Source organism: Rhodanobacter ginsengiterrae (assembly GCF_050026815.1).
In the GTDB taxonomy this organism is placed as follows: domain Bacteria; phylum Pseudomonadota; class Gammaproteobacteria; order Xanthomonadales; family Rhodanobacteraceae; genus Rhodanobacter; species Rhodanobacter ginsengiterrae.
This window is the reverse complement of the sequence record NZ_JALBWO010000056.1, coordinates 86,314-112,972: the sequence shown is the minus strand read 5'-3', so window position 1 is coordinate 112,972 and position 26,659 is coordinate 86,314. Positions and strand designations below refer to the sequence as shown.

Annotated in this window: 22 protein-coding genes; 7 read left to right on the top strand and 15 right to left on the bottom strand. The window is 69.1% G+C overall.

The genetic code is table 11. The annotated features are described in order from the left end of the window. Positions 1-60: 60 nt before the first annotated feature. Positions 61-1,674 carry a tetratricopeptide repeat protein gene (locus tag ACQGNJ_RS13350; RefSeq protein ID WP_426689740.1) on the bottom strand — a complete coding sequence of 538 codons (1,614 nt, stop codon included), beginning with the start codon at positions 1,672-1,674 and terminating at the stop codon, positions 61-63. Between the two features lie 165 nt (positions 1,675-1,839). On the opposite strand from ACQGNJ_RS13350, the gene ACQGNJ_RS13345 reads away from it, so the two are divergent. From ACQGNJ_RS13345 to ACQGNJ_RS13335, 3 genes are read left to right on the top strand one after another with little or no spacing between them, the layout of a single operon-like run. Next, on the top strand, positions 1,840-2,385 hold the full coding sequence (locus ACQGNJ_RS13345; protein ID WP_426689739.1) for a YybH family protein: 546 nt from the start codon (positions 1,840-1,842) through the stop codon (positions 2,383-2,385). 49 nt (positions 2,386-2,434) lie between these two features. Beyond that, positions 2,435-3,946: a DNA-3-methyladenine glycosylase 2 family protein gene (locus ACQGNJ_RS13340; RefSeq protein ID WP_426689738.1), complete on the top strand. Its 1,512-nt coding sequence runs from the start codon at positions 2,435-2,437 to the stop codon at positions 3,944-3,946. Next, positions 3,943-4,455, top strand: coding sequence for a methylated-DNA--[protein]-cysteine S-methyltransferase (locus ACQGNJ_RS13335; protein WP_426689737.1), 513 nt, complete (start codon positions 3,943-3,945; stop codon positions 4,453-4,455). Before ACQGNJ_RS13340 ends, ACQGNJ_RS13335 begins: the two co-directional genes overlap by 4 nt. A gap of 44 nt (positions 4,456-4,499) precedes the next feature. Here the strand turns inward: ACQGNJ_RS13335 and ACQGNJ_RS13330 are convergent, their stop codons facing one another. After that, the gene (locus ACQGNJ_RS13330) at positions 4,500-4,913 is read right to left on the bottom strand and encodes a hypothetical protein (protein WP_426689736.1); all 414 of its coding nucleotides are present in this window, start codon (positions 4,911-4,913) and stop codon (positions 4,500-4,502) included. A 52-nt stretch (positions 4,914-4,965) separates the two neighbouring features. Between ACQGNJ_RS13330 and ACQGNJ_RS13325 the strand changes: the two genes are divergently transcribed. Then, positions 4,966-6,261: an alkaline phosphatase family protein gene (locus ACQGNJ_RS13325; RefSeq protein ID WP_426689735.1), complete on the top strand. Its 1,296-nt coding sequence runs from the start codon at positions 4,966-4,968 to the stop codon at positions 6,259-6,261. 179 nt (positions 6,262-6,440) lie between these two features. Here the strand turns inward: ACQGNJ_RS13325 and ACQGNJ_RS13320 are convergent, their stop codons facing one another. From ACQGNJ_RS13320 to ACQGNJ_RS13290, 7 genes are all read right to left on the bottom strand, one after another. Then, entirely contained in the window at positions 6,441-7,718 is a 1,278-nt protein-coding gene (locus ACQGNJ_RS13320) for an MFS transporter (protein WP_426689734.1), read from the bottom strand. Between the two features lie 93 nt (positions 7,719-7,811). After that, entirely contained in the window at positions 7,812-8,798 is a 987-nt protein-coding gene (locus ACQGNJ_RS13315; protein WP_426689733.1) for a DMT family transporter, read from the bottom strand. 213 nt (positions 8,799-9,011) lie between these two features. After that, positions 9,012-9,218, bottom strand: coding sequence for a hypothetical protein (locus ACQGNJ_RS13310; RefSeq protein WP_426689732.1), 207 nt, complete (start codon positions 9,216-9,218; stop codon positions 9,012-9,014). 176 nt (positions 9,219-9,394) lie between these two features. Then, the gene (locus ACQGNJ_RS13305; protein ID WP_426689731.1) at positions 9,395-10,594 is read right to left on the bottom strand and encodes an efflux RND transporter periplasmic adaptor subunit; all 1,200 of its coding nucleotides are present in this window, start codon (positions 10,592-10,594) and stop codon (positions 9,395-9,397) included. A 10-nt stretch (positions 10,595-10,604) separates the two neighbouring features. After that, entirely contained in the window at positions 10,605-12,971 is a 2,367-nt protein-coding gene (locus ACQGNJ_RS13300; protein WP_426689730.1) for an ABC transporter permease, read from the bottom strand. Then, positions 12,968-13,699, bottom strand: coding sequence for an ABC transporter ATP-binding protein (locus ACQGNJ_RS13295; protein ID WP_426689729.1), 732 nt, complete (start codon positions 13,697-13,699; stop codon positions 12,968-12,970). Before ACQGNJ_RS13295 ends, ACQGNJ_RS13300 begins: the two co-directional genes overlap by 4 nt. A 79-nt stretch (positions 13,700-13,778) precedes the next feature. Next, a complete protein-coding gene (locus ACQGNJ_RS13290; RefSeq protein WP_426689728.1) occupies positions 13,779-15,149 on the bottom strand; it encodes a formimidoylglutamate deiminase in 1,371 nt (456 codons plus the stop codon). A 90-nt stretch (positions 15,150-15,239) separates the two neighbouring features. Here ACQGNJ_RS13290 and ACQGNJ_RS13285 point away from each other — a divergent pair, with 90 nt between their 5' ends. Genes ACQGNJ_RS13285 through hutI form a run of 3 tightly spaced genes read left to right on the top strand, consistent with a single transcriptional unit; the run spans position 15,240 to position 19,586 of the window. Next, positions 15,240-16,799: a GNAT family N-acetyltransferase gene (locus ACQGNJ_RS13285; RefSeq protein ID WP_426689727.1), complete on the top strand. Its 1,560-nt coding sequence runs from the start codon at positions 15,240-15,242 to the stop codon at positions 16,797-16,799. 40 nt (positions 16,800-16,839) lie between these two features. Beyond that, positions 16,840-18,333 carry a chloride channel protein gene (locus tag ACQGNJ_RS13280; protein WP_426689726.1) on the top strand — a complete coding sequence of 498 codons (1,494 nt, stop codon included), beginning with the start codon at positions 16,840-16,842 and terminating at the stop codon, positions 18,331-18,333. A gap of 23 nt (positions 18,334-18,356) precedes the next feature. After that, complete coding sequence (gene hutI, locus ACQGNJ_RS13275; RefSeq protein ID WP_426689725.1) at positions 18,357-19,586, top strand: imidazolonepropionase; 1,230 nt, start codon at positions 18,357-18,359, stop codon at positions 19,584-19,586. Here hutI and lpxK read toward each other — a convergent pair. The 6 genes from lpxK to lolD form a co-directional block, all read right to left on the bottom strand. After that, complete coding sequence (gene lpxK / locus ACQGNJ_RS13270; protein WP_426689724.1) at positions 19,572-20,555, bottom strand: tetraacyldisaccharide 4'-kinase; 984 nt, start codon at positions 20,553-20,555, stop codon at positions 19,572-19,574. The two genes, hutI and lpxK, sit on opposite strands and share 15 nt — an antisense overlap. A gap of 9 nt (positions 20,556-20,564) precedes the next feature. Further along, positions 20,565-22,349: a lipid A export permease/ATP-binding protein MsbA gene (gene msbA, locus ACQGNJ_RS13265; RefSeq protein ID WP_426689723.1), complete on the bottom strand. Its 1,785-nt coding sequence runs from the start codon at positions 22,347-22,349 to the stop codon at positions 20,565-20,567. After that, the gene (locus tag ACQGNJ_RS13260) at positions 22,346-22,777 is read right to left on the bottom strand and encodes an ExbD/TolR family protein (RefSeq protein WP_426689722.1); all 432 of its coding nucleotides are present in this window, start codon (positions 22,775-22,777) and stop codon (positions 22,346-22,348) included. The genes msbA and ACQGNJ_RS13260 overlap by 4 nt, the downstream gene beginning before the upstream one ends. A 10-nt stretch (positions 22,778-22,787) precedes the next feature. Beyond that, positions 22,788-23,444, bottom strand: a complete 657-nt coding sequence (locus ACQGNJ_RS13255; protein ID WP_426689721.1) for a MotA/TolQ/ExbB proton channel family protein — start codon at positions 23,442-23,444, stop codon at positions 22,788-22,790. Between the two features lie 116 nt (positions 23,445-23,560). Beyond that, a complete protein-coding gene (locus ACQGNJ_RS13250) occupies positions 23,561-25,861 on the bottom strand; it encodes a DNA internalization-related competence protein ComEC/Rec2 (protein WP_426689720.1) in 2,301 nt (766 codons plus the stop codon). A 95-nt stretch (positions 25,862-25,956) separates the two neighbouring features. Next, on the bottom strand, positions 25,957-26,655 hold the full coding sequence (lolD, locus tag ACQGNJ_RS13245; RefSeq protein WP_426689719.1) for a lipoprotein-releasing ABC transporter ATP-binding protein LolD: 699 nt from the start codon (positions 26,653-26,655) through the stop codon (positions 25,957-25,959). Positions 26,656-26,659: the final 4 nt, after the last annotated feature.

Here is a 26,659-nt window from a genome sequence, read left to right as displayed (position 1 = left end):
GTAATGCCTGCCGCCTCGTTCAGCGCGCTCGCGCGGGCGACGGCGCCCGACGAAGCCGGCTCAGGGCGCGCTGCGCCGCGCGTCGATGCCGGTGTGCTTGCGCAACGCCACCGCTGCGCGCATGCGCACGAGCATCTTGGCCATCTGCGGGTCCTTGCCGAACTGCGCCTGCAGTTGATCGACGGTGGCGTCCAGCCCGGCGCGCGGCTGCTGTTGCTGGATGCTGGCGCGCAGCAGCAGGCCGTAAGGCGCCTGCGGCTGCTCGCGGAGCAACTGGTCGGCCACGGTCCAGCCCTGGTCCCAGTTCTTTTCCCAGTTGACGAACAGGTCGCCCAGCTTGGACAGCGTGCGCATGTCGCGCGGGTCCATCGCCAGCAGCTGGCGCAGATCCTGCTCGGCATGCCGGTAGTCGCCCAGCATTTCGTAGGCGTAGGCGCGGGCGTCGCGCGCCTTCCTGTTGTCGGGCGATTTGCCCAGCAGCTGGCTGAGGTCGGCCACGGCCCACGCCGATTCGTCGTAGTCGACCAGGGCAAACGCGCGATTGACGCGCGCATCCTCATCGCCGGGCGTGAAGCGCAGCGCTTCGGACTGATAGATCAGCGACATGGTCTGGTTGCGATAGTCGCTGGCCAGCTTGCCGATCGAGGACAGGTTGCTGCTGTTGGGTAGCTGGTCCGCCGCGTCCGGGTACGCCGCCATCTCGGCCGCCTGGGTGCAATCGCAACGCCAGACGACGTAGAACGGCCGCTCCGACACCAGCATCTTCATCAGCGGATTCCCCGGCGCCTGCGCTTGCGCCCGGGCAGCGAGCCGGTCCATCGCATCCAGCGAGCCGCCCCAGTTCGGCTGGCGCGTCCACATCGCGGTGAGGTAGATGGCGTAGTCGTCCGGAACCGCGGCCAGCGCGTCGCGGATCGCCGCGTCGACTTGGCCGCGCCCACTGCCCAGTCCATCGGCGTGGATCAGCGCGGCGTGTGCGGGCGGCATCTTCGGGTTCAGCGCAATGGCACGGCGCAGGTCGCTGTCGGCTTGCGCGAGCAAGTTGTGCATCGCCTGTATCTGGCTGTCCGGCGTGTCGCTCAGGTAGCCGCTGCCGCGCGCATCGGCGGCCATCGCGACGTAGGCGGTGCCGCTGGCGGCGAACGCGAACGCGCTGTTCGGCGCATCGCGCTTCCATGCGTCCAGCGTGGGGCGGATATCGAACGAGCCGTCGTCGAACGCTTCCTGGTAGATCCGGTCGAGCAGCCCGCGCGCGGCCGGGTCGGTCTGCTGCGCGTGCAACGCGGCGGCCAGGCGGCGATCCAGCTCGGCGGCCTGGCCGTGCTGGATCAGCGACTGCGCCTGGGCGAATGTGAGCAACGGTTGCAGGCGGTAGTGGCAATACGCCACCACCGTGTCGCGGGACCAGTGGCTGTCCGGCGGATCGGGATAGGCCAGGCAACGCTGCAGCGGATCGGCGATCGCCTCGGCCTGCTTCATCCGGGCGATGAAGGCATAGCCCTGCTCGCGACTGAACGCGTGACTGGGCAGCGGATGCGTCCGGGCTTGTTTCACCGCCTGCACATGCACCATCTGGCTGACCTGCGACTGCATCTTGAGCGCAGTCCAGACCCATTCGCCCAGGCCCAGCAGGACCAGCGCGGTGATCAGCAAACCGCGTTGCAATGATGTCATGCAGGCCTCCCCCAGGCCAGGCGAACGTTGGCGATCATACTGCGCACGCCGCCGTTGTCGCGGTGTTTCGCACCGCTTGCCGCGCCACCCCTGCCTTCCTGCACTGGTCGCGCAGCCGGCCGGGGGGAATCCTGCGCCGGTGGATGATCCGCAGGGAGCAGGTCGATGGCATGGCGTTGCGGTGGGTGGCTGTTGCTGGCGTGCGTCGTCAGCCCGGTGGTGGCGCAGGCCGCCACGCCGGCATGCGCGGTGTGGCAGCGCGAGTTGTCGTTCGCGCGGAGCGTGCAGCAGCACGATGCGGCAGCGTTTGCCGGGTACCTGATGGCCGACGCGATCTTCGATGCGAACGCGCCACAGCCGACCCGCGGGCGCGCGGCGATCCTGCAGCACTGGTCGGCGATGATTGCGGGGAAGTCCGTGCGGCTGGACTGGTATCCGCAGCAAGTGGTGACGAGCAGCGACGGCAAGCTGGCGTATTCCAGCGGCCCGTACCTGTTCGAGAACCTGGCCGCCGGCGCGAAGCGGCGTTACACGATCGGCCGATTCGCGACGACATGGCGTCACGCGACGGACGGTGCGTGGCGCGTCGCGTTCGACGCCGGTGACCACGGCAAGGCCGCCAGCGAAGCGGAGGCCGCGGCGTTCCGCGCCGCTCGCGTGGAATTGTGTCCGGGCAACAGCGTGGCGGAGCTTCCCGTCATCCGGCATTGATGTCCGAAAACGGCGAGTCAGGCTGCCGCAGCGGTGCTAGCCTGCGGCCATGAACCCGTCCACGGCCCCTGCCCTGCCCGCCCCCCATGTCTGCGAACAGGCCCGGCGCAGCCGCGACGCGCGCTTCGACGGGCTGTTCTTCACGGCAGTGAGCAGCACCGGCATCTATTGCCGCCCGGTCTGCCCGGCGCCGGCGGCGAAGCGCGCGAACGTGCGCTATTTCGCGAACGCGGCGGCAGCGGAAGCCGCCGGTTACCGGCCGTGCCTGCGTTGCCGCCCGGAACTGGCGCCCGGCCATGACGAGTGGCCGCGCGGCAACCGGCTGGTGGCGCATGCGTTGAAATTGATCGAGGCGGGCGCGCTGGCGGAGCAGTCGCTGGACGCGTTGGCGATGTGCGTCGGCATCGGCGCACGGCAATTGCGCCGGCTGTTCGTCGACCACGTCGGCGCACCGCCGATCAGCGTGCACACGACGCGCCGGCTGCTGTTCGCCAAGCAGCTGCTGACCGAGACCGCGCTGCCGGTGACCGAAGTGGCGCTGGCCGCAGGCTTTGGCAGCCTGCGCCGCTTCAACGCGGCGTTCGCCCAGGCGAACCGGATGGCGCCGCGCGAACTGCGCCGGCATCCGCGTGCGGTGGCCGGTGCGCCGCTGCTGTTGCGACTTGGCTACCGACCGCCGTATGCGTTCGACGCCGTGCTCGCGTTCCTGCGCACGCGTGCGCTGCCGGGCGTGGAGCTGGTCGACGAGCACGCGTACGCGCGCGTGTTCGGTCCGGCGCACACGCCGGGCTGGCTGCGGCTGCGCGCCTGGCCCGGTGGCGAGCACGCGTTGCAGCTGGAACTGGTGTGCCCGCAACCGACGCAGATTCTCGGCGTGGTGACCACGCTGCGGCGGATGTTCGACCTCGACGCGAACCCGCAGGCGATCACCGACACGTTTCGCCATGACCCGATCCTCGGCCCGCTGCGCCAGCGCCTGCCGGGATTGCGCCTGCCCGGCGGCTGGGACGGTTTCGAGATCGCGGTACGCGCGATCCTCGGCCAGCAGATCAGCGTGGCGGCGGCGCGCACGCTGGCCACGCGCATCGTGCTGCGCTGGGGCGAGCCGTTGCCGTCGGCGCCGCTGCCGGGGCTGGAGCGCCTGTTTCCGACGGCGGCGGTGCTCGCCGCCGCGGACCTGCGCGAGATCGGCGTGACCGGTGCCCGCGCGGCGACGATCAACGGCGTGGCGCGCGCGATGCTGGACGGCCGCGTGGATTTCCGCGCCGGGCAATCGCTGGACGAGTTCGTCGCGCGCTGGGTGGCGCTGCCCGGCATCGGCGCCTGGACCGCGCATTACATCGCGATGCGCGCGCTCGGCGACCCGGATGCATTCCCCGCGGCCGACTTGATCCTGCGCCGCGAGGCGACCACGGCAGCCACGCCGCTCGACACGCGTGCGTTGACCGCGCAGGCCGAAGCGTGGCGACCGTGGCGTGCGTATGCGGTGATGCATTTGTGGCGCAATGCAGCGGACGCGCCGCCGCCATCGCGCCAGCGCAAAGCGGAGATGAGTAAATGACCGAACGACCCGACACGATCTGCTACGACGAAATGGACAGCCCGGTCGGCACGCTGCGGCTGGTCGCGGACGTGCACGGCCTGCGCCAGATCTGGTTCGAGCGCGAACGGCATCCGAAGCAGCTGCACCCGGGCTGGGTCCGTGCGGCCGCTCCGTTGCAATTCGCCCGCGTGCAGCTGGAGGAATATTTCGCCGGCGAACGTCAGCACTTCGAGCTGCCGCTGCATCCGCTGGGCACGTCGTTCCAGCTGGCGGTGTGGCAGGAGCTGGGCCGGATCCCGTACGGCGTCACGATCAGCTACGGCGAGCTGGCGCGTCGCATCGACCAGCCGCTGGCGGTGCGTGCCGTAGGTGCCGCGAATGGACGCAACCCGTTGCCGATCGTGTTGCCCTGTCATCGCGTGATCGGCGCCGACGGCAGCCTCACCGGTTTCGGCGGCGGCCTGCCGACCAAGCGCTACCTGCTGGATCTGGAACGGCGCCGCGTGCACGGCGACCTGTTTGGTTGATGGCGTCGGCGGCTGCAGTCGCGCCGGCGCCACGCGAGAGCTGACTAGCCGCCGCCCTGCGACGAAGTCGGCAACGCCTTCGGCACCACGCGCGGCAAGGGCTGCGCATCGCGCTCGCGATCGAGCAGATCCTGCTGTGCGGCACGATCGCGTTCGCGCTGCGCCTGCCGGGCCTTGTCGAGCTGATCCTGGCTGCGCGTGTCATTCGCCGACGGGCGCTTGGCCGTCTCGGACACGGCGTTGTGCAATTGCTGCTGCAACTGGCTCTGCTGCAAATCGTCGCGTACCTTCTGCTGCTGCGCGGCCTGCTGGAACTGCACGCTGGGCGGCACCGGCCGGATCGCCGGCTGGGTGGTGGACTGCCAGGCCGCCGCCGTGCCCAGCGGCGCAAGCACGAACGAGCCGGCCAGCAGCAGGCGCTTCACCGGATAGTGCCAAACAGTGCGTGTCTTGGTCATAAGTGTGCGCGATCATGGGCGGCTGATTTCAATGCATCGTAAGGTTGTTCGTATGAAAATCCTGTTTCGCGTGCTGCTTTGTTCCCTGGCGGCATTCAGTTTCGGTTGTGCCTCGCAACGCCCCATCCCGCCGTCCGCCAGCACCCCGCCCGCCGCCGCCCCATCCGGCCCAGCCGTTCCACTGCTGCTGATCTCGATCGATGGCTACCGCCACGACTACATGCAGCGCGGACTCAGTCCGACCCTGGCGATGCTTGCCCGCGGCGGCGTGCAGGCGGCATCGATGCAGCCTTCGTTTCCGTCGCTGACGTTTCCGAACCACTACACCCTGGTCACCGGCCTCACCCCCGATCACCACGGCGTGGTCAACAACACGATGTTCGACGCCAGGCTGGGCAAGTTTTCGCTGAGCAGCCGCACCGCGGTCAGCGATGGCCGCTGGTGGGCCGGGGGCACGCCGATCTGGGAAACCGCCGACCAGCGCGGGCTGCGCACCGCCACCATGTTCTGGCCCGGCTCGGAGGCCGACATCCACGGCCAGCGCCCCGATTACTGGCTGGCGTACGACGGCAAGCTGACGCCGGCGCAACGGGTCGACCAGGTGCTGGCGTGGCTGGACCTGCCCGCCGCCGAACGCCCCGCCTTCCTGACCTTGTACTTCGACGGGGTCGATCACGCCGGCCATACCTATGGCCCGGATACGCCGCAAGTGGACGCTGCGCTGCGCGAAACCGACACTGCCATGGCGCAGCTGGTGCAGGGGCTGCAGCAGCGCGGGCTGTTCGAACGGATCAACCTGATCGTGGTGTCCGACCACGGCATGGCCAGCGTGCCGGAAGCGCACAACGTGATGATCGACCAGTTGATTCCGCTGGGCCGGGTGCAGAGGGTCAGCCTGGGCATCCTGGCCGGGTTCAACCCGAAGTCGGACAGCGCCGCGGCGCGCGCCGATTTCCGCAAGGTCGAGCAGACCCTGGAACAACCGCAGCAGCACATGCAGTGCTGGGACAAGACCCGTGTGCCGGCACGGCTGGCCTACGGCCGCAATGCCCGCGTGCCGCAACTGCTGTGCCTGGCCAACGTGCACTGGCGCATCACCACCACGGAAAACGCCGCCAGGCGCAAGGGCGAGGTGAACCTGGGCGACCACGGTTTCGACAATGCCGAGCCGCTGATGCAGGCGATCTTCGTGGCGCACGGCCCGGCGTTCCGCGTCGGCGCGCGGGTCCCGGCCTTCCCCAATGTGGACGTCTATCCGCTGATGACCCACCTGCTCGGCGTGCCGCCCGCCGCGAACGACGGCGACTACGACGCCGTGAAAGACATGCTGAAACCCGCCGCCCGCTGAGCACCGTGCCCGCGCTTCTGCCCCCTCCCCTGCGGAGGGTTGGGGTGGGGTTCGCTCTTCAAGCCAGTCAGGAAGATCAAAAACACCCCCTCACCTGAAGGACTCCCTATGGTCGCCAGCCTCCCCCTGCCAGCAGAGGGAGGAGCACGGCGCCTGCGCTTCTGCCCTCTGCCCCTGCGCTACGGCATCGCGCCCCTGCTCATCGGCGCAGGCGGTGTCGCCACGTTGACCAGCGGCGCCAGGCGGAACAGCCACAGCGCGATCAGCAGCCCGGCCAGCACCAGCGCGCCGACGAACAGCGCGACGCCGTTCCAGCCGTGCGCGGCGTAGAACAGGCCGCCGCTGGCGCCGGCGATGCTGGAGCCCATGTAGTAACAGAACAGGTACACCGACGCCGCCTGCGCCTTGGCCGCGCCGGCGCGGCGGCCGACCCAGCTGCTGACGATGGAATGGCCGCCGAAGAAGCCGAAGGTGATCGCCACGATGCCGGACATCACCAGCCACAGCGGCTGCGCCATGGTCAGTGCCACGCCCAGCAGCATCAGCGCCAAGGCCGTCCACAACACCTTGCGTCGGCCCAGCTGGCCGGCCAGATGGCCCATCCACGCCGAGCTGAAGGTGCCGATCAGGTAGATGCCGAAGATCAGCCCGACCACGGTCTGGCTGAGGCTGTACGGCGGCGCCAGCAGGCGATAGCCGAGATAGTTGTAGACGGTGACGAACGCGCCAAGCAGCAGGAAGCCCTCGACGAACAACCATGGCAGGCCGCGGTCGTGGAAGATGCCACGGAAACGGCCGAGCAGGCTGCGCCAGCGCAGCGGTTGCCGCACGAAATGCCGCGATGCCGGCAACATGCGCCAGAAGATCAGCGCAGCCACGATGCCGATCACGCCGACCGTCGCCACGCCCACGCGCCAGCCGAGGAAGTCGGCCAGCACGCCGGAAACAAGCCGCCCGCCCATCCCGCCCACCGCGCTGCCGCTGATGTACAGGCCCATCCCCAGGCCAATCGACTCCGGATGCATTTCCTCGCTGACGTAGGTCATCGCCACCGCGGGCAAGCCACTCAGGGTCAGCCCGAGCAGGCTGCGCACGATCAGCAGCGCGGTCCAGGTCGGCATCACCGCGGTCACCAGCACCAGCAGCGCCGAGGCCAGCAGCGAGGCGACCATGATCGATTTGCGTCCCCACGCATCGGACACCCCGCCGGCAAACAGCATCGCGAAGGCCAGCACGCCGGTGGTCAGGGACAGCGACATCGCTGCACCCGCCTCGCTGACCCCGTAGTGCCGGCTGAATTCCGGCATCAACGGCTGCACGCAATACAGCAGGCCGAAGGTGGCGAAGCCGGCGGCGAACAGCGCGAGGTTGGTTTGCCGGAAGGCGGGTGTGCCGTGGCGGATATGCGACGTTTCCGAAGGCTCTGTGCCTAGCGGCGGCGCAGTGGGGTCCAGCATCGTTCTCATCCTGGGCAGCGGAGTGTCGCGGTACGCAAGCATAGGGTGATCGGCAGCAACTGCGGCTGCGCCGACCGCGTATCGTGCGTGGACTCAGGCACTGCGATCGCTGCGCAGCGCGCGCACGGCTTGGTTGTCGCCCGCCGCACCACGGCCGCTGACCCAGCCGAACAGCGCGATGCCGACGATGATCGCCAGCGCACCCAGCAGAGCGTAGCCACGCGGCCAGGCTTCGCCGAGGAACAGCACGCCGAGCAAGCTGGCGAACAGCAGTTCGGCGGCCTGCATCGCTTCCACCGCGGCCAGTGCGGTCGGCTCGCTGCGCACCATGTCGGTGGCGCGAAAAAACAGGATGGTGGCGATGGTGCCGGACGACAGCGCCACGCCGCCGGCCAGCAGCGCCTCGCGCAGCGTCGGCGGGCCCAGCGTGAACCAGGCGATCGCCGCGAAGGCCAGCCACAGCGGCCAGCTGCACAGCGTCATGCCGAACACCCGCTGCACCGCACTGAGCCGGCTGTCGCCGTGTTCGAGGTGCAGCAGCAGCTTGCGGTTGCCCAGCGGATAGGCAAATGCCGACAGCACCACGGCGCCGATCGCCAGCCAGTCGCGCGAACTCAACTGGCCGCGCGCATGCCCCCATTGCAAGGCGAACACGCCGGCCACGATCAGACTGCCCAGCGCCAGCGTACGCCAGGCCAGCCGTCGTCGTTCATCGCGATAGATCAGCGGCGCCAGCAACGGCCCAGCCAGCACGGTGGACTGAAAACTGCCGGCGATCAACCACGACGGCCCGCTGTTCGCGGCCCAGGTCAACGGCACGCCGAACAGCACGAAACCCACGCCGCTCCACAGCAACCACGGCCGCGCATGCCGGCGCAACTCGGCCGGCAAGTCGCCCAGACCGCCCTGGAACGGCAGCACCATGGCCAGCATCGGCAAGGTGAACAGGTAGCGCAGGATCACCGCCCACGCCCAATGGCCGCCGCCAGCGACCAGGCTGCGATTGAGCACGTAGGTGAGCGTGAAGAACAGCGCCGAGGTCAGCGCCAGTCCCACCGCGGCAAAAGCGTTCGAGCGCATTGCGACCCATCGGCCAAAGAGTCGAGTGTGGCAAATCTCCCTGCGCTTGCGTACCACCCGACGGTGTCCCTGTTGGAGTGGACACAGTGGCGCGATACCGGCTAGCAGCCGGCCAGCGCAGCAGCACCGGCGGCGACCTGCTCGTCCTGGCCGGAGCCGCGCGCGTTCACCGACGTCCGGCGTGAACGGCCGGAACCGCCGGCCGGAGGGCGATCAGCGATAGCGCCAATGACCCTCGACCCAGAAATGCCGCGGGGCCCAGTAGCCCGGCACCCATACGCGCACACGTTCGACCTGCACCGGCGTCACCACGCGCACGTGACGGACCGGGCGCGGGGCCGCCACGATGCAACCGGAGAGCACAGCGCTGCCGAGCAGCAGCAGCGGGGCGATGACGAGACGGGACGTGATGCGATGCATGAAACACTCCTTGCCGTGGATGTGTCTCCGCAAACGCATTCCCGCGGGTGGCGATGACGCGAACGCCAGCCGATGTCGGCTGGCGTTCAGCTCGATCACCGTGGCCTGGACCGGGTAGCGCTCCGTTCCAGGCCGCCCCGCGGCTGCCGCCTCGCCAGCGCAGCGAATGCCCGCGGTCACGGTGACGCGGCCAGCGGGCGCACGCGCAGGCCGTCGGCCAGGCGGTCGTCCGGGTAGGCGATCACCCGGTCGCCCTGGCGCAAGCCCGCCAGGATCTCCGTCGAGCCATCGCCCTGCATGCCCGGGCTGACCTCGGTCAGGCGTGCGCGACCGCCGTCCACGCGATATGCCGCCCAGCGCCGGCCGTCGCGGAACAGCGCGCTGGACGGCACCTGCAGCACGTCGGGTCGACGCGCCAGCTCGAACTCCACTTCGACCCGGTAGCCATCGCCCAGCCGGGCCCATTGCGCGCGCGGCGCGACGATGTCCAGCCAGACCTGCGTGCGCTGCTCCTCCACGCCCAGCGCCGATACCTTGGTAAAGCCGCCCGGTTCGATCCGCGCTACCCGCGCCGGCAGCGCACCTTCGCCGCCCCAGCGAAGGATTCGCGCCGATGAGCCGGGCCGCAACGCGATCGCCTGTTGCGACAACGCCTGCACCATCACCTGCAACTGGCCCAGGTCGCCGAACTCCAGAAGGGGCTGGCCGGCCTGTACCGGCATGGCGCTCTCCTGATAACGACGCAGCAGCACGCCGTCGATCGGCGCGCGCAATTCGATTTGTTGTCCGCCACTGCGACCCTGGCCTTCCAGCAACGCGCTCAGCGCGGCGCGCTGCTGTCCGGCGGCGCGTTGTTCGGCCAGCGCGGCGGACGCCGCCGCCTGCGCCCGCGCCACGCGCGCCTCGGCCTCGTCGAGCGCGGCCACGCTGACCACGCCGGATGCGCCCAACGTGCGCATGCGGCCCACCTCGCGCGAGGCCAGCCGGGCGTCCGCCTGCGCCGCGGCGAGGCGCTGCTGCGCCGCCTGCATGGACGCCTGTCCGGCCTGCTCCTCGGCCAGCAGCCGCGCCCGGTTGGCCGGATCCAGCAGCGCGCCCTGCAGCGGCTCGATCGTCGCCACCAACTGGCCGGCCTTCACCGCATCGCCCTGCAGCAGGTCGATGCGCCGCAGCGTGCCGGTGATCGGCGCGGACAGTGTCCAGCGCCGCGGCAACTGGGTCCGCCCTTCTTCCTCGAAGCGCTGCACCAGCGGACCGCGGGTGACCTGCGTTACGTCCAGCGTGCGCGGCGCGGTCTGCAGCGCCCACCACGCGACGGCCGCAAGGGCGATCGTCGCGGTGGCGGCGACGATCCAGTGACGGGGTTTCATGCTCATCGGGGGATCCTCATTCTCGGGTCTTCAACACGGCGATCAGATCCAGCCGCGCGATGCGCCGGCGCACCAGCAGCGCCGAGACCACGCTGGCGCCCAGCACCATCAGGCCGGCGAACGCGTAGGTGGCGGTGGTCAGCCGGATCGGTATGCGGAACAGCTCGGACTGGAAGCCCTGCACCATCAGCCAGCACAACCCCCAGCCCGCGGCGAAGCCGAACGGCAACGACACCACCACCAGCAGCCCCAGTTGCCCGAGCAGCAGCGCGCTCACCTCGCCCTCGGTCATGCCCAGCACGCGCAGGCTGGCCAGCTCGCGGCCGCGCTCGGACAGGCTGATCCGCGCCGCGTTGTAGACCAGTCCGAAGTTGATCACCCCGCCCAGCAGTGCCGCTACCAGGGAGAACACCAGCAGGCTCTCGCCCATGGTGGCGTAGAAGCTGCGCACCGAGGCCAGCCGCGAACTGATGCCGGCTACCCACGGGCGCCGATCCAGCCGCGCATACAGATCCGGCTCGGCGCCCGGCAGCACGCCAAGCAGCACGCCGGAAATCACGTCGCCGTCGCCGAGCAGCCGGTTCAATGCATCCAGATCCATGTAGCCCTGCGCGCCGATGGTTTCGTGCACGAAGCCGACGACGCGCACGCGGCGGACGCGGCGATGGCCTTCCAGCGCCTGCACCTCGATCTCGTCGCCAGGCGCGAGCGCCAGCATGCCCTGCAGGTAGTCGGTCAGCAGCACGCCATCGGCGGACGGCGTGATCGGTCGCAATTGCGCATCCAGCGGCCGGCGCAGGTGCGCATCCGGCGTCAGCCCCTCGATCGTGGTGCGATAACTGCGGTGGCCGTGCACCAGCCGCACCGGCGCCATCCGCAACGGCTCGGCCGAGCGCACGCCCGGCAGCGCGGCCAGCTCGAACAGCACCCGCCGCGGCGCCGGCTCGATGAAGCTCACCGCCAGATCGTGGTGCTGCGCGATGCTGAGCTGGGTGTCGACCATGTAGTCGATCGCATCGCCCTGGAAGCGCCCCACCATGATCACGGCGCAGGCCAGCGCCAGCCCCAGCACGGTGAACGCGGCCCGCCCGGGACGACGCTCCAGGTCGCGCAGCGCCATCCGCGCCGGTTGCGACAGCCAGCGTTGCAAACCCAGCCGCTCGATCACGGTGGGCCCGAAGCGCGCCGGCGCCGGTGCGCGCATCGCCTCGGCCGGTGGCAGGCGGACCGCCACGCGCAGCGCCATCAGCGCGCCGGCGGCCGCGGCCGCCAGGCTCACCGCCACGCCGGTGGCAACCGCCTGGATGCTCAGGTGATACGCAAGAAACGGAAAGCGGTAGATGCCCTGGTAGACATGCGCCAGCCAGCGCCCCAGCCCTGCGCCCAGCGCGATGCCGAGCGCCGCGCCGAGCAGCGCGATCGCCGCGGCCATGCCGAGGTAATGCACCGCCAGCGCGCGATGACTGTAGCCGAACGCCTTGAGCACGCCGATCTGGTCGCGCTGGGTGCCGACCAGGCGCATCAGCACCACGTGCAGCAGAAACGCGGCCACGCCCAGGAAGATCGCCGGGAACAGCCGCGCCATCGTCTGCAGTTGGCGCATCTCCTCCTCCAGGTAGCGCGCCGAGGTCTGCTCGTGGCGGCCGTAGGCGCCGACGCCGCCGTAGCGCGCCAGCAGGCGATCGAGTTCGGCGATCACCGCGGCGACGCGCGCGCCGGGCAACAGGCGCAACGTCACGTTGTCGAACGCGCCGTCCATGTTCAGCGCCTTTTCCATCGCGTGGCGGTTCATCCACAGCACCGCGTAGCGCTTGAAGTCGGGAAACACCGCGCCCGGCGGGCTCTGGTAGACGTACTCCGGCGAGGTGCCCACGCCCACCACCTGCAGCCAGCGCTGGCGCCCGCGCAGGGTCACGCGCAAGGTGTCGCCGGCGCGCAAGGCGTGGGCTGCGGCAAACGCCTCGCCCACCACCACTTCGTTGTCGCGCTCCGGGTCGGGCAGCCGCCCGCTGCGCAGTTGCACCCGGTTGAGCAGCGGCTGGCCGCCGTCCAGCGGCAGCGACACCACCTCGGCGCGCACCGGCTCGTTGAAGCCCGGCACGCCCAGCGTGCCCAGCGCCAGCAACCGCGCCTGCGCGGTCTGCACGCCGGGAATCGCGGCCAGCTGCGGCAGCAGCGTGTCGGGTGCGCGCTTGAGCGGCGCCCACAGGTCGGCCAGCGCACCCTGCCGGTAGAACTGCTCGCGCGTGGCGGTGAGCGATTCGTAGGTGGACTGCGACATCACCAGCGTGGCGACGCCGCCGGCGATCACCAGCGCGATCGCCAGCGCCTGCCCGCGCAGGTGCCACAGGTCGCGCACCGCCTTGCGGCCCAGCGCGCTCACCAGTGCAGCTCCGCCGCCGGCATGCGCTGCGCATTGCGCTCCTCGCGCACGATGCGGCCATCGCCCAGGTACAGCACGCGATGGGCCATGCGCGCGATGTCGGCGTTGTGGGTGATCACCACGGTGGTGGTGCCGAGCTCGGCGTTGACCCGCTCCAGCGCCTCCAGCACGCGCACGCCGGTGGCCGAGTCGAGCGCACCGGTGGGCTCGTCGCACAGCAGCACCGCCGGCCGCTTGGCGATCGCGCGGGCGATCGCCACCCGCTGCTGCTGGCCGCCGGACAGCTGCGCGGGAAAGTGATCCATGCGGTCGGCAAGATCCACCCGCGCCAGCGCCTCCTCCGGCGCCATCGGCTGCCCGGCCAGCTCGGTCACGATCGCCACGTTCTCGCGCGCGGTGAGGCTGGGAATGAGGTTGTAGAACTGGAACACGAAGCCGACGTGCTCGCGGCGGAACAGGGTGAGCTCGCGCTCCGTGGCGCCGGTGAGGTGATGGCCCTCGTACCAGACCTCGCCGGCGGTGGGCACGTCGAGCCCGCCCAGTATGTTCAGCAGGGTCGACTTGCCACTGCCCGAGGGGCCCAGCAGCACCACGAACTCGCCGCGGTACAGGTCCAGGTCCACCCCGCGCAGCGCCGGCACCTCGACCTCGCCCATGCGGTAGGTCTTGGTGAGGCCGCGGGCGCGGAACACCGGCTCCGCGACTGGCAAAGGCGTGGACAGGGCCATGCTCGCGCTCCGTTCGGAGGCCGCCCGAGGGCGGCGACGAAACTCAGGCTAGCGGTATCCGGCACATGGATTGATGACTTCAGACAACTCCGAGCGAGTTAACGGCGTCGCGGTAGCGCATCGCGATCCGCTCCTCGTCGCGATGGCGGAAGTCGCGCACCTGCCAGCGGCCGCCCACCATCACGTCGCGCACCAGCGGCGTGTTGCCGGCGAACAGGAAGCTGTCGATCAGCGAACGCGCATCACGCGCGGCCAGCAGCGGCGAATGCTCGTCCAGCACGATCAGGTCGGCGCGCGCGCCGGTACACAGCGCGCCGATCGGCACGCCGCTGGCCTGTGCACCACCAGCCAGTGCGGCGTGCCACAAGGTCTCGCCCACGCTATCACCCTGTTGCCGCGCCGCGATGTTGCGATGACGACTGAGCAGGCGCTGGCCGTATTCCAGCCAGCGCAGCTCTTCCACCGGCGAGATCGAGATATGCGAATCCGAACCGATGCCGAGCGTGCCACCGGCGTCGAGGAAACTGGCCAGCGGAAACAGGCCATCGCCCAGGTTGGCCTCGGTGGTGGGACACAGGCCGGCCACCGCACCACTGCGCGCCAGCTGGGCGGTCTCCGCGTCGGTCAGGTGGGTGGCGTGGACCAGGCACCAGCGACGATCGACCTGCGCATGGTCGAACAACCACTCGACCGGACGCGCGCCCAGGGTAGCCAGGCAGTCCTGTACCTCGCCGATCTGCTCGGCGATGTGGATGTGGATCGGGCCATCCTGTGCCAGCGGGCTGGCCAGCACCTCGCGCATGGCCTGCTCCGGCACCGCGCGCAGCGAGTGCAGCGCGATGCCCACGCACACGTCGTCGCTTTCATGCCCCCGCAGCGTTTCCAGCAGGCGCAGATAGCTTTCCACCGAATGACCGAAGCGGCGCTGCCGCGCGGTGAGCGCGCGACCATCGAAGCCGCCGCTGATGTACAGCACCGGCAACAGGGTCAGCCCGATGCCGGCCTCGCGCGCGGCCTCGATCAGCGCCAGCGACATCGCTTCGGGCTGCGCGTACGGCGTGCCGTCGGGCTGATGATGCAGGTAGTGGAATTCGCAGACCCGGGTGTAGCCGGCCTTGAGCATCTCCACATAGAGCTGGGTGGCGATCGCCCGCAGTTGCTCCGGGGTGATCGCGGCGGCGAACGCGTACATCGTCTCGCGCCAGCTCCAGAAACTGTCGTCGGCCTTGCTGCGGCGCTCGGCCAGCCCGGCCATGGCACGCTGGAAGGCGTGCGAATGCAGGTTCGGCATGCCGGGCAACACCCAGTGGCCGATCGACGCGGCGGCGGCGACCGGCGGGTCGAGCAGCACGCCGCCGGGCGACAGCGCGAAGCCGGCATCGACCTGCCAACCATCGCCCAGCCACAGCTGGCCGGCCTTGAATGCCGAAGGATTGCTCCAGTCGCTCATCACGCTCGCTCCGCCATCGAATGACGCAGTGTAACCGGCGCCCCGTCCGGTCTTCACCCGAGCGCAAAGTGGACTGTGCATAATTCATCCATGACCAGAAAAATCAGCGAAAACACTCCGAAACTTCTGCTGCGCCAGGCGCAGCTCGACGACGTACCGCAATTGGCCGAGCTGACTGCGCGCATCTACACCGCCGAATGGGGCCACTCCGCAGAAATGCTGCGCTCCCAGCAGACGCACTTTCCCGAAGGCCAGTTCGTGGTCGAGTACGAGGGCCGGATCGTCGGCTACTGCGCCACGTTCCGCATCGACGAGGAAACCGCACTCGCCCCGCATACCTGGTCGCAGATCACCGGCGGCGGCATGGGGTCGCGCCACAAGCCCGACGGCAACTGGCTGTACGGCATGGAAGTGGTGGTGCACCCGGACTACCGCGGCATGCGCATCGGCCAGCGGCTGTACCAGGCACGCAAGCGCCTGTGCACCGACCTGAAACTGCGCGGCATCGTGTTCGGCGGGCGCATCCCGGGACTGGCGAAGAACCTGCAGCGCTATGGCAGTGCCGAGGGCTATGTGCAGGCGGTGGTGGAGGGCAAGCGTCGCGACCTGACCCTGAGCTTCCAGCTCAACAACGATTTCGAGGTGATCGGCCTGCTGCGCGGGTACGTGCCGTCCGACCACGATTCGCTGGGCTACGCCGTGCACCTGATCTGGCGCAATCCGCGCCTGCTCGACCAGCCGGACATGCCGCCGATCTCCTCGCAGCGGCACCTGCCCGATTCGGTGCGGGTCGCCTCGGTGCAATACCAGCAGCGCAAGATCAAATCGTTCGAGGAGTTCGCCACCCAGGTGGAGTACTTCACCGACATCGCGGCCGACTACAACGCCGACTTCGTCACCTTCCCCGAGCTGATCACGCTGCAGTTGCTGTCGATCGAAAACACCGAACTGTCGCCGTTCGAATCGATCCGCAAGCTCAGCCACTACACGCCGCAGGTGAAGGAGCTGTTCAGCCGTCTGGCGGTGCACTACAACATCAACATCATCGCCGGCACGCATCCGACCGAACAGGCCAACGGCGACATCCACAATGTCTGCTACGTGTGCCTGCGCGACGGTTCGCTGCATGAGCGCGAGAAGCTGCATCCCACGCCCAGCGAGCGCAACGTGTGGAACATCACCGGCGGCGACAGCGCGGCCACCATCCTCACCGACTGCGGCCCGATCGGCGTGATGATCTGCTACGACTCGGAATTCCCCGAGGTGGCCCGGCACCTGACCGACCAGGGGGCGCTGATCCTGTTCGTGCCGTTCTGCACCGACGTGCGCGAGGGTTACCTGCGCGTGCGCTACTGCTCGCAGGCGCGCGCGATCGAGAACCAGTGCTATGTGGTGCTGTCCGGCAATGTAGGCAACCTGCCGGGGGTCAACAACTTCGATATCCAGTATGGCCAGAGCTGCATCCTCACGCCGAGCGATTTCGGCTTCGCCCGCGACGGTATCGCCGCCGACTCCACGCCGAACATCGAAACCGTGCTGTTCGCCGACCTGCGGCTGGAAAGCCTGGCCCGTGCGCGCAACGCCGGCGCGGTGACCAATCTCAAGGATCGCCGCTACGATCTGTACGAAACGCGCTGGCGGCCGCGTTGAAAATTCCGGTTGCATGGCGGGGTCTGCGATAATCCCCGCCATGTCCGAATCTGCGCAGCCCCCGTCGAAGTCCTCCAACCCGCGTCTGCAGGCGTTGCTGGGACACGAATTCTTTGCCCCCCATCAGTGGAAGCGCCGGCTGGTGCTGTGGTTCGGCGCCGTGCTGGTGGCGCTGGCGGCGATCCTGTTTGCCAAGGCCAGCGTGTGGTCGTACGACCTGTTCCTGCGCATCCTCAGTTATGGCATCTGGATTCCGTTGATCCTTACGCCGATCGTGTTCGCCCTGCTCGCCTGGGTCACCGAGGGCAAGTTCCGCGCCACCCGCGGCAGCGGCATTCCGCAGGTGATCGGCACCTTGCACATCGAGGACGAGGGCTTCCGCGCACGCATGCTGGCCTTGCCGATCGCCGCCGGCAAGATGCTGCTGACCCTGGTGGCGCTGGCCGTGGGCGCGTCGATCGGTCGCGAGGGTCCGACCGTGCATGTGGGCGCGGGACTGTTCCACTGGCTGGGTCGGCGCTTCGGCTTCACCGATCCGAAAGCCGCCTCGCGCTTCATCCTGGCCGGTGGTGCGGCCGGCATCGCGGCAGCATTCAATACGCCGCTGGCGGGCGTGGTGTTCGCCATCGAGGAACTGGCCGGCACCTTCGAGCACCGCTTCAGCGGCCTGCTGCTGACCGCCGTCATCATCGGCGGCGTGGTCTCGCTGGGCATCATGGGCAACTACTCGTATTTCGGCGAGGTCGACGCCAGTCTGCCGTTCGGACATGCGTGGCTGGCGGTGCTGCTGACCGGGGTGATCTGCGGCTTGCTGGGCGGCTTGTTTGCGCGTCTCATCCTGCTCAGCAAGCGCGGGCCGCTGGCTCACGTTGGCCGCCTGCGCGCACGCTGGCCAGTGCTTTTCGCCGGCGGTTGCGGGCTGGCCCTCGCCATCATCGGCGTATGCACGCACAACAGCGTTTACGGCACCGGCTACGATCAGGCGCGGGCCATCGTGCAGGGCGCGGCAAGCATGCCCGACCAGGGCTTCGGCATCGCCAAGCTGCTGGCCAACGTGGTGTCGTACTGGGCCGGCATTCCCGGCGGCATCTTCTCGCCGGCGCTGGCCGTGGGCGCCGGCCTGGGCCAGAACATCGCCCACTTCCTGCCGGACACGCCGGCGGCGTCGGTGGTGTTGCTGGGCATGAGCGCCTACCTCGCCGGAGTCACCGGCGCGCCGCTGACCTCGGCGGTGATCGCGATGGAGCTGACCGACAACCAGGACATGGTGATTCCGATCATGGCCGCCTGCCTGCTTGCCCGCGCCGCGGCATCGCTGTTCTGCCCCACTCCGGTATACCGCGATTTCGCCGAACGCATGGTGCAGGATTTCGAGCGGCAACAGGCCAGCCAGCGGCGCAACCAGGATGTGGTGTACGAATTGACCGAGGAGTCGCTCGACGAATCGGATGAGACCGCACCCACGCCGGTTCGCACCACCGCGTTCGACGAACCGGCCACACCTGCCGACCCGCCGCCACCCGCCCAGCCCTGATCTGTTGCCGGAACGATCTCGTCATGAGCCAACCTCGCTGGGACACCTTGCTGATCAACGCCACGCTGGCCACGTTCGCCGGTGACGCCGCGTACGGCCTGATCGAACACGGCGCGCTGGCGATGCAGCACGGCCGCATCGCCTGGCTCGGCAGCATGCATGAGCTGCCCGGCGAACCGGCCGCGCTGGCTGCGGTGGTGCGCTCGCTGGACGGAGCGCTGGTCACTCCGGGACTGATCGACTGCCATACGCATCTGGTGTTCGGCGGCGATCGTGCGCACGAATTCGATCTGCGCCTCAACGGCGCCAGCTACGAGGAGATCGCCCGTGCCGGTGGCGGCATTGCCTCCAGCGTCGCGGCCACCCGTGCCGCCAGCGAGGAACAATTGCTGGCGCAGTCGCTGCCGCGCGCCCGCGCCCTGCTCGCCGACGGCGTGACCACGCTGGAGATCAAGTCTGGTTACGGCCTGGAGCTGGACAGCGAACGGCGGATGTTGCGCGTGGCACGGCGGATCGGTCGCGACACCGGACTCGGCGTGCGCACCAGCTTTCTGGGCCTGCATGCGCTGCCCGAGGAGTACCGCGGGCAGCGCGACGAGTATGTGGCGCTGGCATGCGACGAGATGCTGCCGGCGCTGGCTGCCGAAGGCCTGGTCGATGCCGTCGATGCGTTCTGCGAAGGCATCGGCTTCAGCCGCGCGGAAACCCGTCGGATGTTCGACCGGGCGCAGCAGCTCGGCCTGCCGGTGAAGCTGCATGCCGAGCAGTTGTCCGACCTGGACGGCGCCGCGCTGGTGGCCGAATACGGCGGCCTGTCCGCCGATCATCTGGAACACCTGGGCGACGGCGGCATCCGCGCCATGGCTGCCGCCGGCACCGTGGCGGTGCTGCTGCCCGGCGCGTTCTACGCGCTGCGCGAGACGAAACTGCCGCCGGTCGCGGCGCTGCGCGAACACCACGTGCCCATGGCGATCGCCACCGACTGCAACCCGGGCACCTCGCCGCTGTTGTCGCTGCGCCTGGCCGCCGGGATGGCCTGCACGCTGTTCCGGCTGACGCCCGAAGAAGCCCTGCGCGGCGTCACCGTGAACGCCGCACGCGCGCTGGGACTGCCTGACCGCGGCACGCTGGCGCTGGGCCAACGCGCCGACCTGGCGGTGTGGCACGCCAGGCAACCGGCGGAGCTGTGCTACTGGATCGGCGGGCAACTGTTGCGCAGCCTGTGGATCGGCGGCGAATCAGTGCCGACCTGAGGCCTCGATCCGCGCGATCAGCGCATCGAAGAAAGCGGCAGGCAACGCCGCGCGCACCGGCACGCGCCACCAGTCCGGCTGGGCAAAGCCCGCGCATTTGACCGCGTCCTTGTCGGTCATCAGCACCGGCAAGCCATCGGCGAAGGCCAGGTCCGTCGGGACGAAGGCATGGTGGTCGGCAAAGGCATGCTCGATGACTTCGATGCGGCGCTCGCGCAAGCTGTCGAAGAACCGCTGCGGATGGCCGATCGCCGCCACCGCATGCACGCGCCGGCCGCTGAAGCCTGCCAGCGGCTGCGCCTGGCCATCACCCAGCGCGATCACCCGGTCACCGCGCAATTGCATCGGATACTCGCCGGGTTCGGCAACGCCACCATTGCAGACGCGCAGGTCGACCTGCTGCAAACGCCCGATCGGCTCGCGCAGCGGACCGGCCGGCAGCAGGCGGCGATTGCCGAAACGGCGCACGCCGTCGATCACGCAGATCTCCACGTCGCGCGCCAGCCGGTAATGCTGCAGGCCATCGTCCGCCACCAGCACGTTGCAGCCGGCAGCCAGCAGCAGCTGCGCCGCGGCGGGACGATCGCGCCCCACCGCCACCGGCACGCCGCTGGCATGGATCAGGCAGGGTTCGTCGCCGACCTGGCGCGGATCAGGCGCGGCACCCAGCAGCAGCGGTTCGCGCTGGCTGCCGCCGTAACCGCGACTGACCACGCCGGGGCGCAGGCCACGCTCGCGCAGGGCTTCGACCACAGCGATGGTCAGCGGCGTCTTGCCGGTGCCGCCGACGCTGAGATTGCCGATCACCACCACCGCCACCGGCAGCCGCACGCTGCGCAACACGCCGCGTCGAAACAGCCAGCCGCGCAGGCGGGTGATCGCGCCGTAGACCATCGCCAGCGGACCCGCCCACCACGGCATCGGGGCGCCGCGATACCAGGCTGATTCGAGCGTGTCGATCAGCGCCATGCTCGCTCCTCAGTCGCCCGCCTGGTCGGCCGCATGGTCATGGAACTGCATGCGATGCAGGGCTGCGTACTGGCCGTTGAGCGCGATCAGTTCGGCATGCCTGCCGCGCTCGATGATGCGGCCGTGGTCCATCACCGCGATCTGGTCGGCGCCCTCGACGGTGGACAGCCGATGGGCGATCACCAGGGTGGTGCGATCACGCATCAGTCGCTGCAGCGCTTGCTGGATCAGCTGCTCCGATTCGGTATCCAGTGCGCTGGTGGCTTCGTCCAGCACCAGGATCGGCGCATTCTTGAGAATGGCGCGGGCAATCGCGATGCGCTGACGCTGGCCGCCGGAAAGCGTGTTGCCGCTCTGCCCGATGCGGGTATGGATCCCCTGCGGCAGGCGTGCGATGAACTCCATCGCGTTGGCCGCTTCGGCGGCGGCGACGATGTCGGCCTCGCTGGCGCCGGCCAGTTCGCCGTAGGCGATGTTGTTGGCCACGGTATCGTCGAACAACACCACGCTCTGGCCGACCCAGGCAATCTGGCGCCGCAACGAAGGCAGCGTGTATTCCTGGTAATCCACATCATCGAGCACGATGCGCCCGGTACCCGGCTCATAGAACCGCGGCAGCAGACTGACCAGACTGCTCTTGCCGCTGCCGGAACGACCGACCAGCGCCGTCACCGTGCCCGGCGCACAGGCCAGGTCGACCCCGCGCAGGGCTTCATGCTCGCTGTTCGGATAGGTGAGCCGCACGTCGTCGAAACGCAGGTCGCCGCGGGTGCGCGCCAGTTCGCGCGTGCCGCGGTCGACTTCGGGCGGCAGGTCGATCACCTCGAACAGGTCTTCGGCAGCCGACAACCCGCGCTGGATGTTCGCCTGGACATTGGTCAGTCGCTTCAACGACGGCAGCATCGCACCCATCGCGGTCAGTACCGCGACGAACACGCCCGAGCTGATGTGGTCGATGACGCTCGGCCGGGTTGCCAGAAATACCAGCAAGGCCAGCGCGCACGCCGCCACGGTCTGGATCGCGGTACTGGCGCTCGCATTGGTTGCAGCGATCTTCAGATTCAACCGGCGCGTCGTGTGAGTGACCGCGTCGAACCGGGCTGCCTCGTGCGGCTGGCCACCATAGATGCGTACCTCGCGATGCGCGCCGACCGACTCCTCCACGGTACCGGTCACCGAGCCCATCATGCCCTGGATACGCCGGCTGATCTGCCGGTAACGCCGGCTGACCACGGTGGCAATCATCACGATCGGCGGGATCATCACCAACAGCACCAGGGTGAGGTACGCGCTGGTGCTCAGCATCACGTACAGCATGCCGATCACCGTGACGCCCTCGGTCACCGCGACCTTCACCGCGTCGGTGGAGGCCGAGGCGACCTGTTCACTGGTGTAGGTGATGCGCGAGATTTGCTGGCCCGAAGGTTCATGGCCAAAGAACGCCGCCGGCAGGCGCAGGTAGGAAGCGAACACGTCGTGCTGCATGTTCTGCACGATGTTGCGCCCGATGTAGGCAATCCCGTAGCTGCTGACGAAAGTGCCGATGCCGCGCAAGCTGAAGATTCCGATGATCCAGATCGGCATCCAGAAGATCAGGTAGGCATTCTTCTCGGCGAAGAGCTGGTCGATCATCGGCCTGAGCAACTTGGTGAACATCGCCAGGCCGCCGCCATCCATCACCATGCCGAGCAGCGCCGCCAGCCCGACCATCCAGTAGCGCCGGGTGTAGCCGAGCAGCCGCGCGTAGACGCGCCGACTGTCGGCATCCCACACGCCGCTTTTGCCCTTGCTCATTGCGCCGCGCCAGGTTTGGTCGGCGAGGTCGCGATCGACAGCCGGGTGAAGCCGAGCTGGCCGAGGGCATCCATCGCGGTGACCACGTTCTGGTTCGGCGTCATCGCGTCGGCGCGGATCGTCACCGGGCGGTCGCGGTCGTCGCCGGCGTTGCGCGCGATGGTCTGCTTCAGCGCCTCGATGCCCTCGCCCATCACCTCGTCGCTGCCCACGAAGAAGCGACCGTCGCGGTCGATCATGATGGTCAGCGCCTGGGTGTTCAGGTCGCGATCCTGCGCACTCGCCTGCGGCAGGGTCACCTGCAGCCGCGAGTGCTGGATGAACGTGCTGGTCAGCACGAAGAACATCAGCAGGGTCAGCAGCACGTCGATCAACGGAATCACGTTGATCTCGAAATCGTCCCCGCGGCGATCATTGCTGATACGCATCGGTGCGGACTCAGTCTGCACCCGGCGCGGTCGGCGCCGGTGCACGGCGCGGACGAACCGGCACGGTGGCCGCTGCGGCCGCTGCGGTCGCTGCGGCCGGGGTCAGCGTGAGATCGTCGAGCAAGGCGGTCGCCTGCTTTTCCATCTCCACGCAGTAACCGGCCACGCGCGAACGGAAGTAGCGATGCAGTACGTAGGCGGGAATCGCCACGGTCAGGCCCGAGGCCGTACAGATCAACGCCTCGCCGATACCGCCGGCCATCTTCGCCGGATCGCCAATGCCGCCGGCCATCACCTGCATGAACATGCGGATCAACCCGATCACCGTGCCGAACAGGCCCAGCAGCGGACCGATCAGTGCGATCGTGCCAAGCGTGTTGAGGTAGCGCTCCATCCGGTGGACGACATGCCGACCGGTGTCCTCGATGCGCTCCTTGATGATCTCGCGCGGCTGCCGGCGCACGGCGAGCGCGGCGGCCAGCAGTTCGCCCAGCGGCGAACCGCTGGACAGCGTGTCCAGATGCTTCGGGTCGAGCTGGCCGGCACGCGCCCACTGCCGCACTTCTTCACCCAGGCCGGGCGGCAGCACGGATTTCCGGCGCAGCGTCCAGCAACGTTCCAGCACGATCGCCAGGGCGATCGCCGAACAGATCAGGATGGGCACCATCGCCCAACCGCCAGCGAGCAGAATTTCCAGCACTTTTCGACCCCGACATGCGACCTGACAATAAGCGCGCATGATAGCAGTCTGACCCGCCCGTACTGCGGCGGGCGTGGCATTCCTCACTCGCGCCAGTAACGCGGTTGCCGCAGGCGCCAGCCCGGTTCGCGGCGGGGCGGGCCGTCGACGGGAAAATCCAGCGCGATCGCGCCCTGCTCCGCGGTATTGAAGACCGCCACCCCGGCGGCGGCATAACGGGCCAGCACGTCGGGTTTCGGGTGGCCGAAACGATTGCGCCAGCCGGCCGACACGATCGCCAGGCGGGGCTGCACGCGGGCGATGAAAGCCGGGCTGGAGGAAGTCTTGCTGCCGTGATGGGGCACCAGCAGGATCGGTGGCGTTCCCGCCCCCAGCGCCGCGGCCACCTGCGGTTCCACCGTGGAGCTGATGTCGCCGGTGAGCAGCGCCCGTCCGCCGCGCCCCTCGACCAGCAGCACACAGGAGCTGTCGTTGTCGCGATCGCCCTGGCCCGGGGCAGGATTGAGCACGCGAAAACGCACTGCGTTCCACCACCAAGACTGCCCGGCCACGCACTGCCGCATCGGCAGCTGCATCCGCGCCGGCTCGCCGGCATAGCGCACCGCGAGCGGAAACGCAGCCGCCACGGCCTGGGCACCACCGGCGTGATCATTGTCGCCGTGGCTGATCATCAACACGTCCAGCCGGCTGACGCCCAGCGCATGCAGCGACGGCAGCACCGCTGCCTCGCCCAGGTCGAAGCCCGACGGATAGCGTGCACCCGCGTCGTAGACCAGCACGTGGTCGCGCGTACGCAGCAACACCGACAAGCCCTGCCCCACATCGAGCACCCACATCTGGAACGCCCCGTCCGGCGGCGACGACAGCGGCGGTCGCAGCAATGGCAGGAACAGCAACAGGCCCAGCCAGCGCAGCGGCACGCCGCGGGGCATGAACAGCCACAGCGCACCCAGCACCGCCAGCAGCAAGGCATGCGGCTGCACCGCCGGCAGGTACCAGTGGGCACCCGGCCAGCTCGCCAGCTGCTCCAGCAGCCACCACTGCGCATGGGCGATGCGCGCCGCCAGCCACAGCACCGGCGTCGCCAGCGGCGGGCACAGGCCCAGCATCAGCATGCCGCACAAGGCGCACGGCACGATCACGAAACTGACCAGTGGCACGGCGATCAGATTCGACAGCGCGCCAACCAGCGAAGCCTGGCCAAAGAACCACAGTGTCAGCGGCAGCAAGGCCACCGTCATCACCAGCTGGCCTGCGGTAAGTTCGTGCAGGAAGGCACGCAGGCCGCGCCCGCGCGATTGCAGGCACAGCATCAGGAACGACACGCCGATGAACGACAGCCAGAAGCCCGCCGCCAGCACCGCCAGCGGATCGACCAGCAGGATCGCGATCATCGCCAGCGCCAACGACTGTGCGCCGCTGCTGCCGCGTCGACTGCAACGCGCCAACGCCACCACCGCAATCATCAGCAGCGTGCGCACGGTGGGCAGGCCGAAGCCGGCCAGCGCGCTGTAGATCGCCGCCACCAGCAGCGCGGCGGCAGCCTGCGCCTGCGGCCGCGGCAAGTGCAGGCCCAGTCCCGGCCACAGCGCGTAGAGCAGCAGCGCCAGCCACACGCCGAACACCGCCGCCACGCCGACGTGGAAGCCGGAGATCGCGATCAGATGCGACACCCCATTGGCGCGCGCCACCGCCCAGTCCTGCGGCTGCAAGCCGCGGGTATCGCCTACGGTGAAAGCCTGCAGCAGGGCAGCATCGTGATGGTCGCGCACGCGCGCGGCGATACCGCGGGCCACCGCATCGCGGGTCGCGGCGACGCACCAGCGCCGGCCGTCCAGCAGCGTGTTGTCGGGATCGTCACGCACATAACCGGTGGCCACGATGCCTCGCTCCAGCGCGGAACGCTCGCTGTCGGCCGCGCCCGGATCCATCAGGCCACGCGGCCGTTTCAGGCGCAGGCTGAGCTGCCAGCGCGAACACGGTCGCAGCGGCGGGGCATCGTCATACCAGGATACGGTGACCCGGCCACGCAACGCGACCGGCTGGCCATCCAGCGTGGCGCGCTCGACGCGCAAGGTGAAACGGCTGGCATCCGGATGGGCCAGCGGCAGGTCGACGATCGTGCCGACCGCCACCAGGTCGACGCCTTCCAGAGCGCGCGGCAGCCGCGCATCCATCGCCAAACCGCCCCGCCATGCCGCCCACGCCACGCCGAACAGCAGGCAGGCCAGCCAGCGCCAGCGCGGACAACGCCAGGCCAGCAAGACGATGATCGGCAGCGACAGCGCCAGCCATCCGCGCGATGGCAGTTGCGGCAACCATTGCACCAGCAGCACGCCGAGCAGCAAGGCCAGCGCCGCCGTGATCGCCGTCAGTCGCCGCATGCCGCGCGCCCCGTTCCTTCCTTGAAGGCTTCGAGCCTAGCGCGCAGGACGCGGCGATGAGGATGAAAAACGTGTAGGCGCGGGCCAGCGATGGTTCAGCCGCGCGAAGCTTCCTGCAGGCTGCCGTTGTGCAGCACCAGCGTGCGATCCATCTTCGCGGCAAGGTGCGGGTCATGGGTGACCAGCACGAAGCTGGTGCCGATCTCGCGATTGAGCTCCAGCATCAGCTCGTAGACTTGCGCCGCATTGGCCTCGTCCAGGTTGCCGGTCGGCTCGTCGCCCAGCACGCAGGCCGGCCTGGTCACCAGCGCCCGCGCCACCGCGCAGCGCTGGCGCTCGCCGCCGGACAGTTCGGACGGCTTGTGATGGCTGCGTCCGCCCAGACCAACGCGCTCCAGCAGTGCCATGGCCTGGCGCTCGGCCTCGGCAATCGCCGTGCCGCGGATCAGCAGCGGCATGCACACGTTCTCCAGCGCGGTGAATTCCGGCAGCAGGTGGTGGAACTGGTAGATGAAACCAAGCGAGCGATTGCGCACGCGGCCACGTTCGGCGTCGGACAGGGTCGACAGCACGCGGCCGTCCACTTCCACTTCGCCGGCGGTCAAGGTATCGAGCCCGCCGATGATGTGCAGCAGCGTGCTCTTGCCCGAGCCGGAGGCGCCGACGATCGCCATCGTCTGGCCGCGCTTGAGGGTGAAACTGACGTCACTGAGCACGTCGGTGCGCAAGCCGCCTTCGGCGTAGGTCTTGGCCACGCCACTGGCGCGCAGCACGTTTTCGCTCTTCTCGTTCATGACG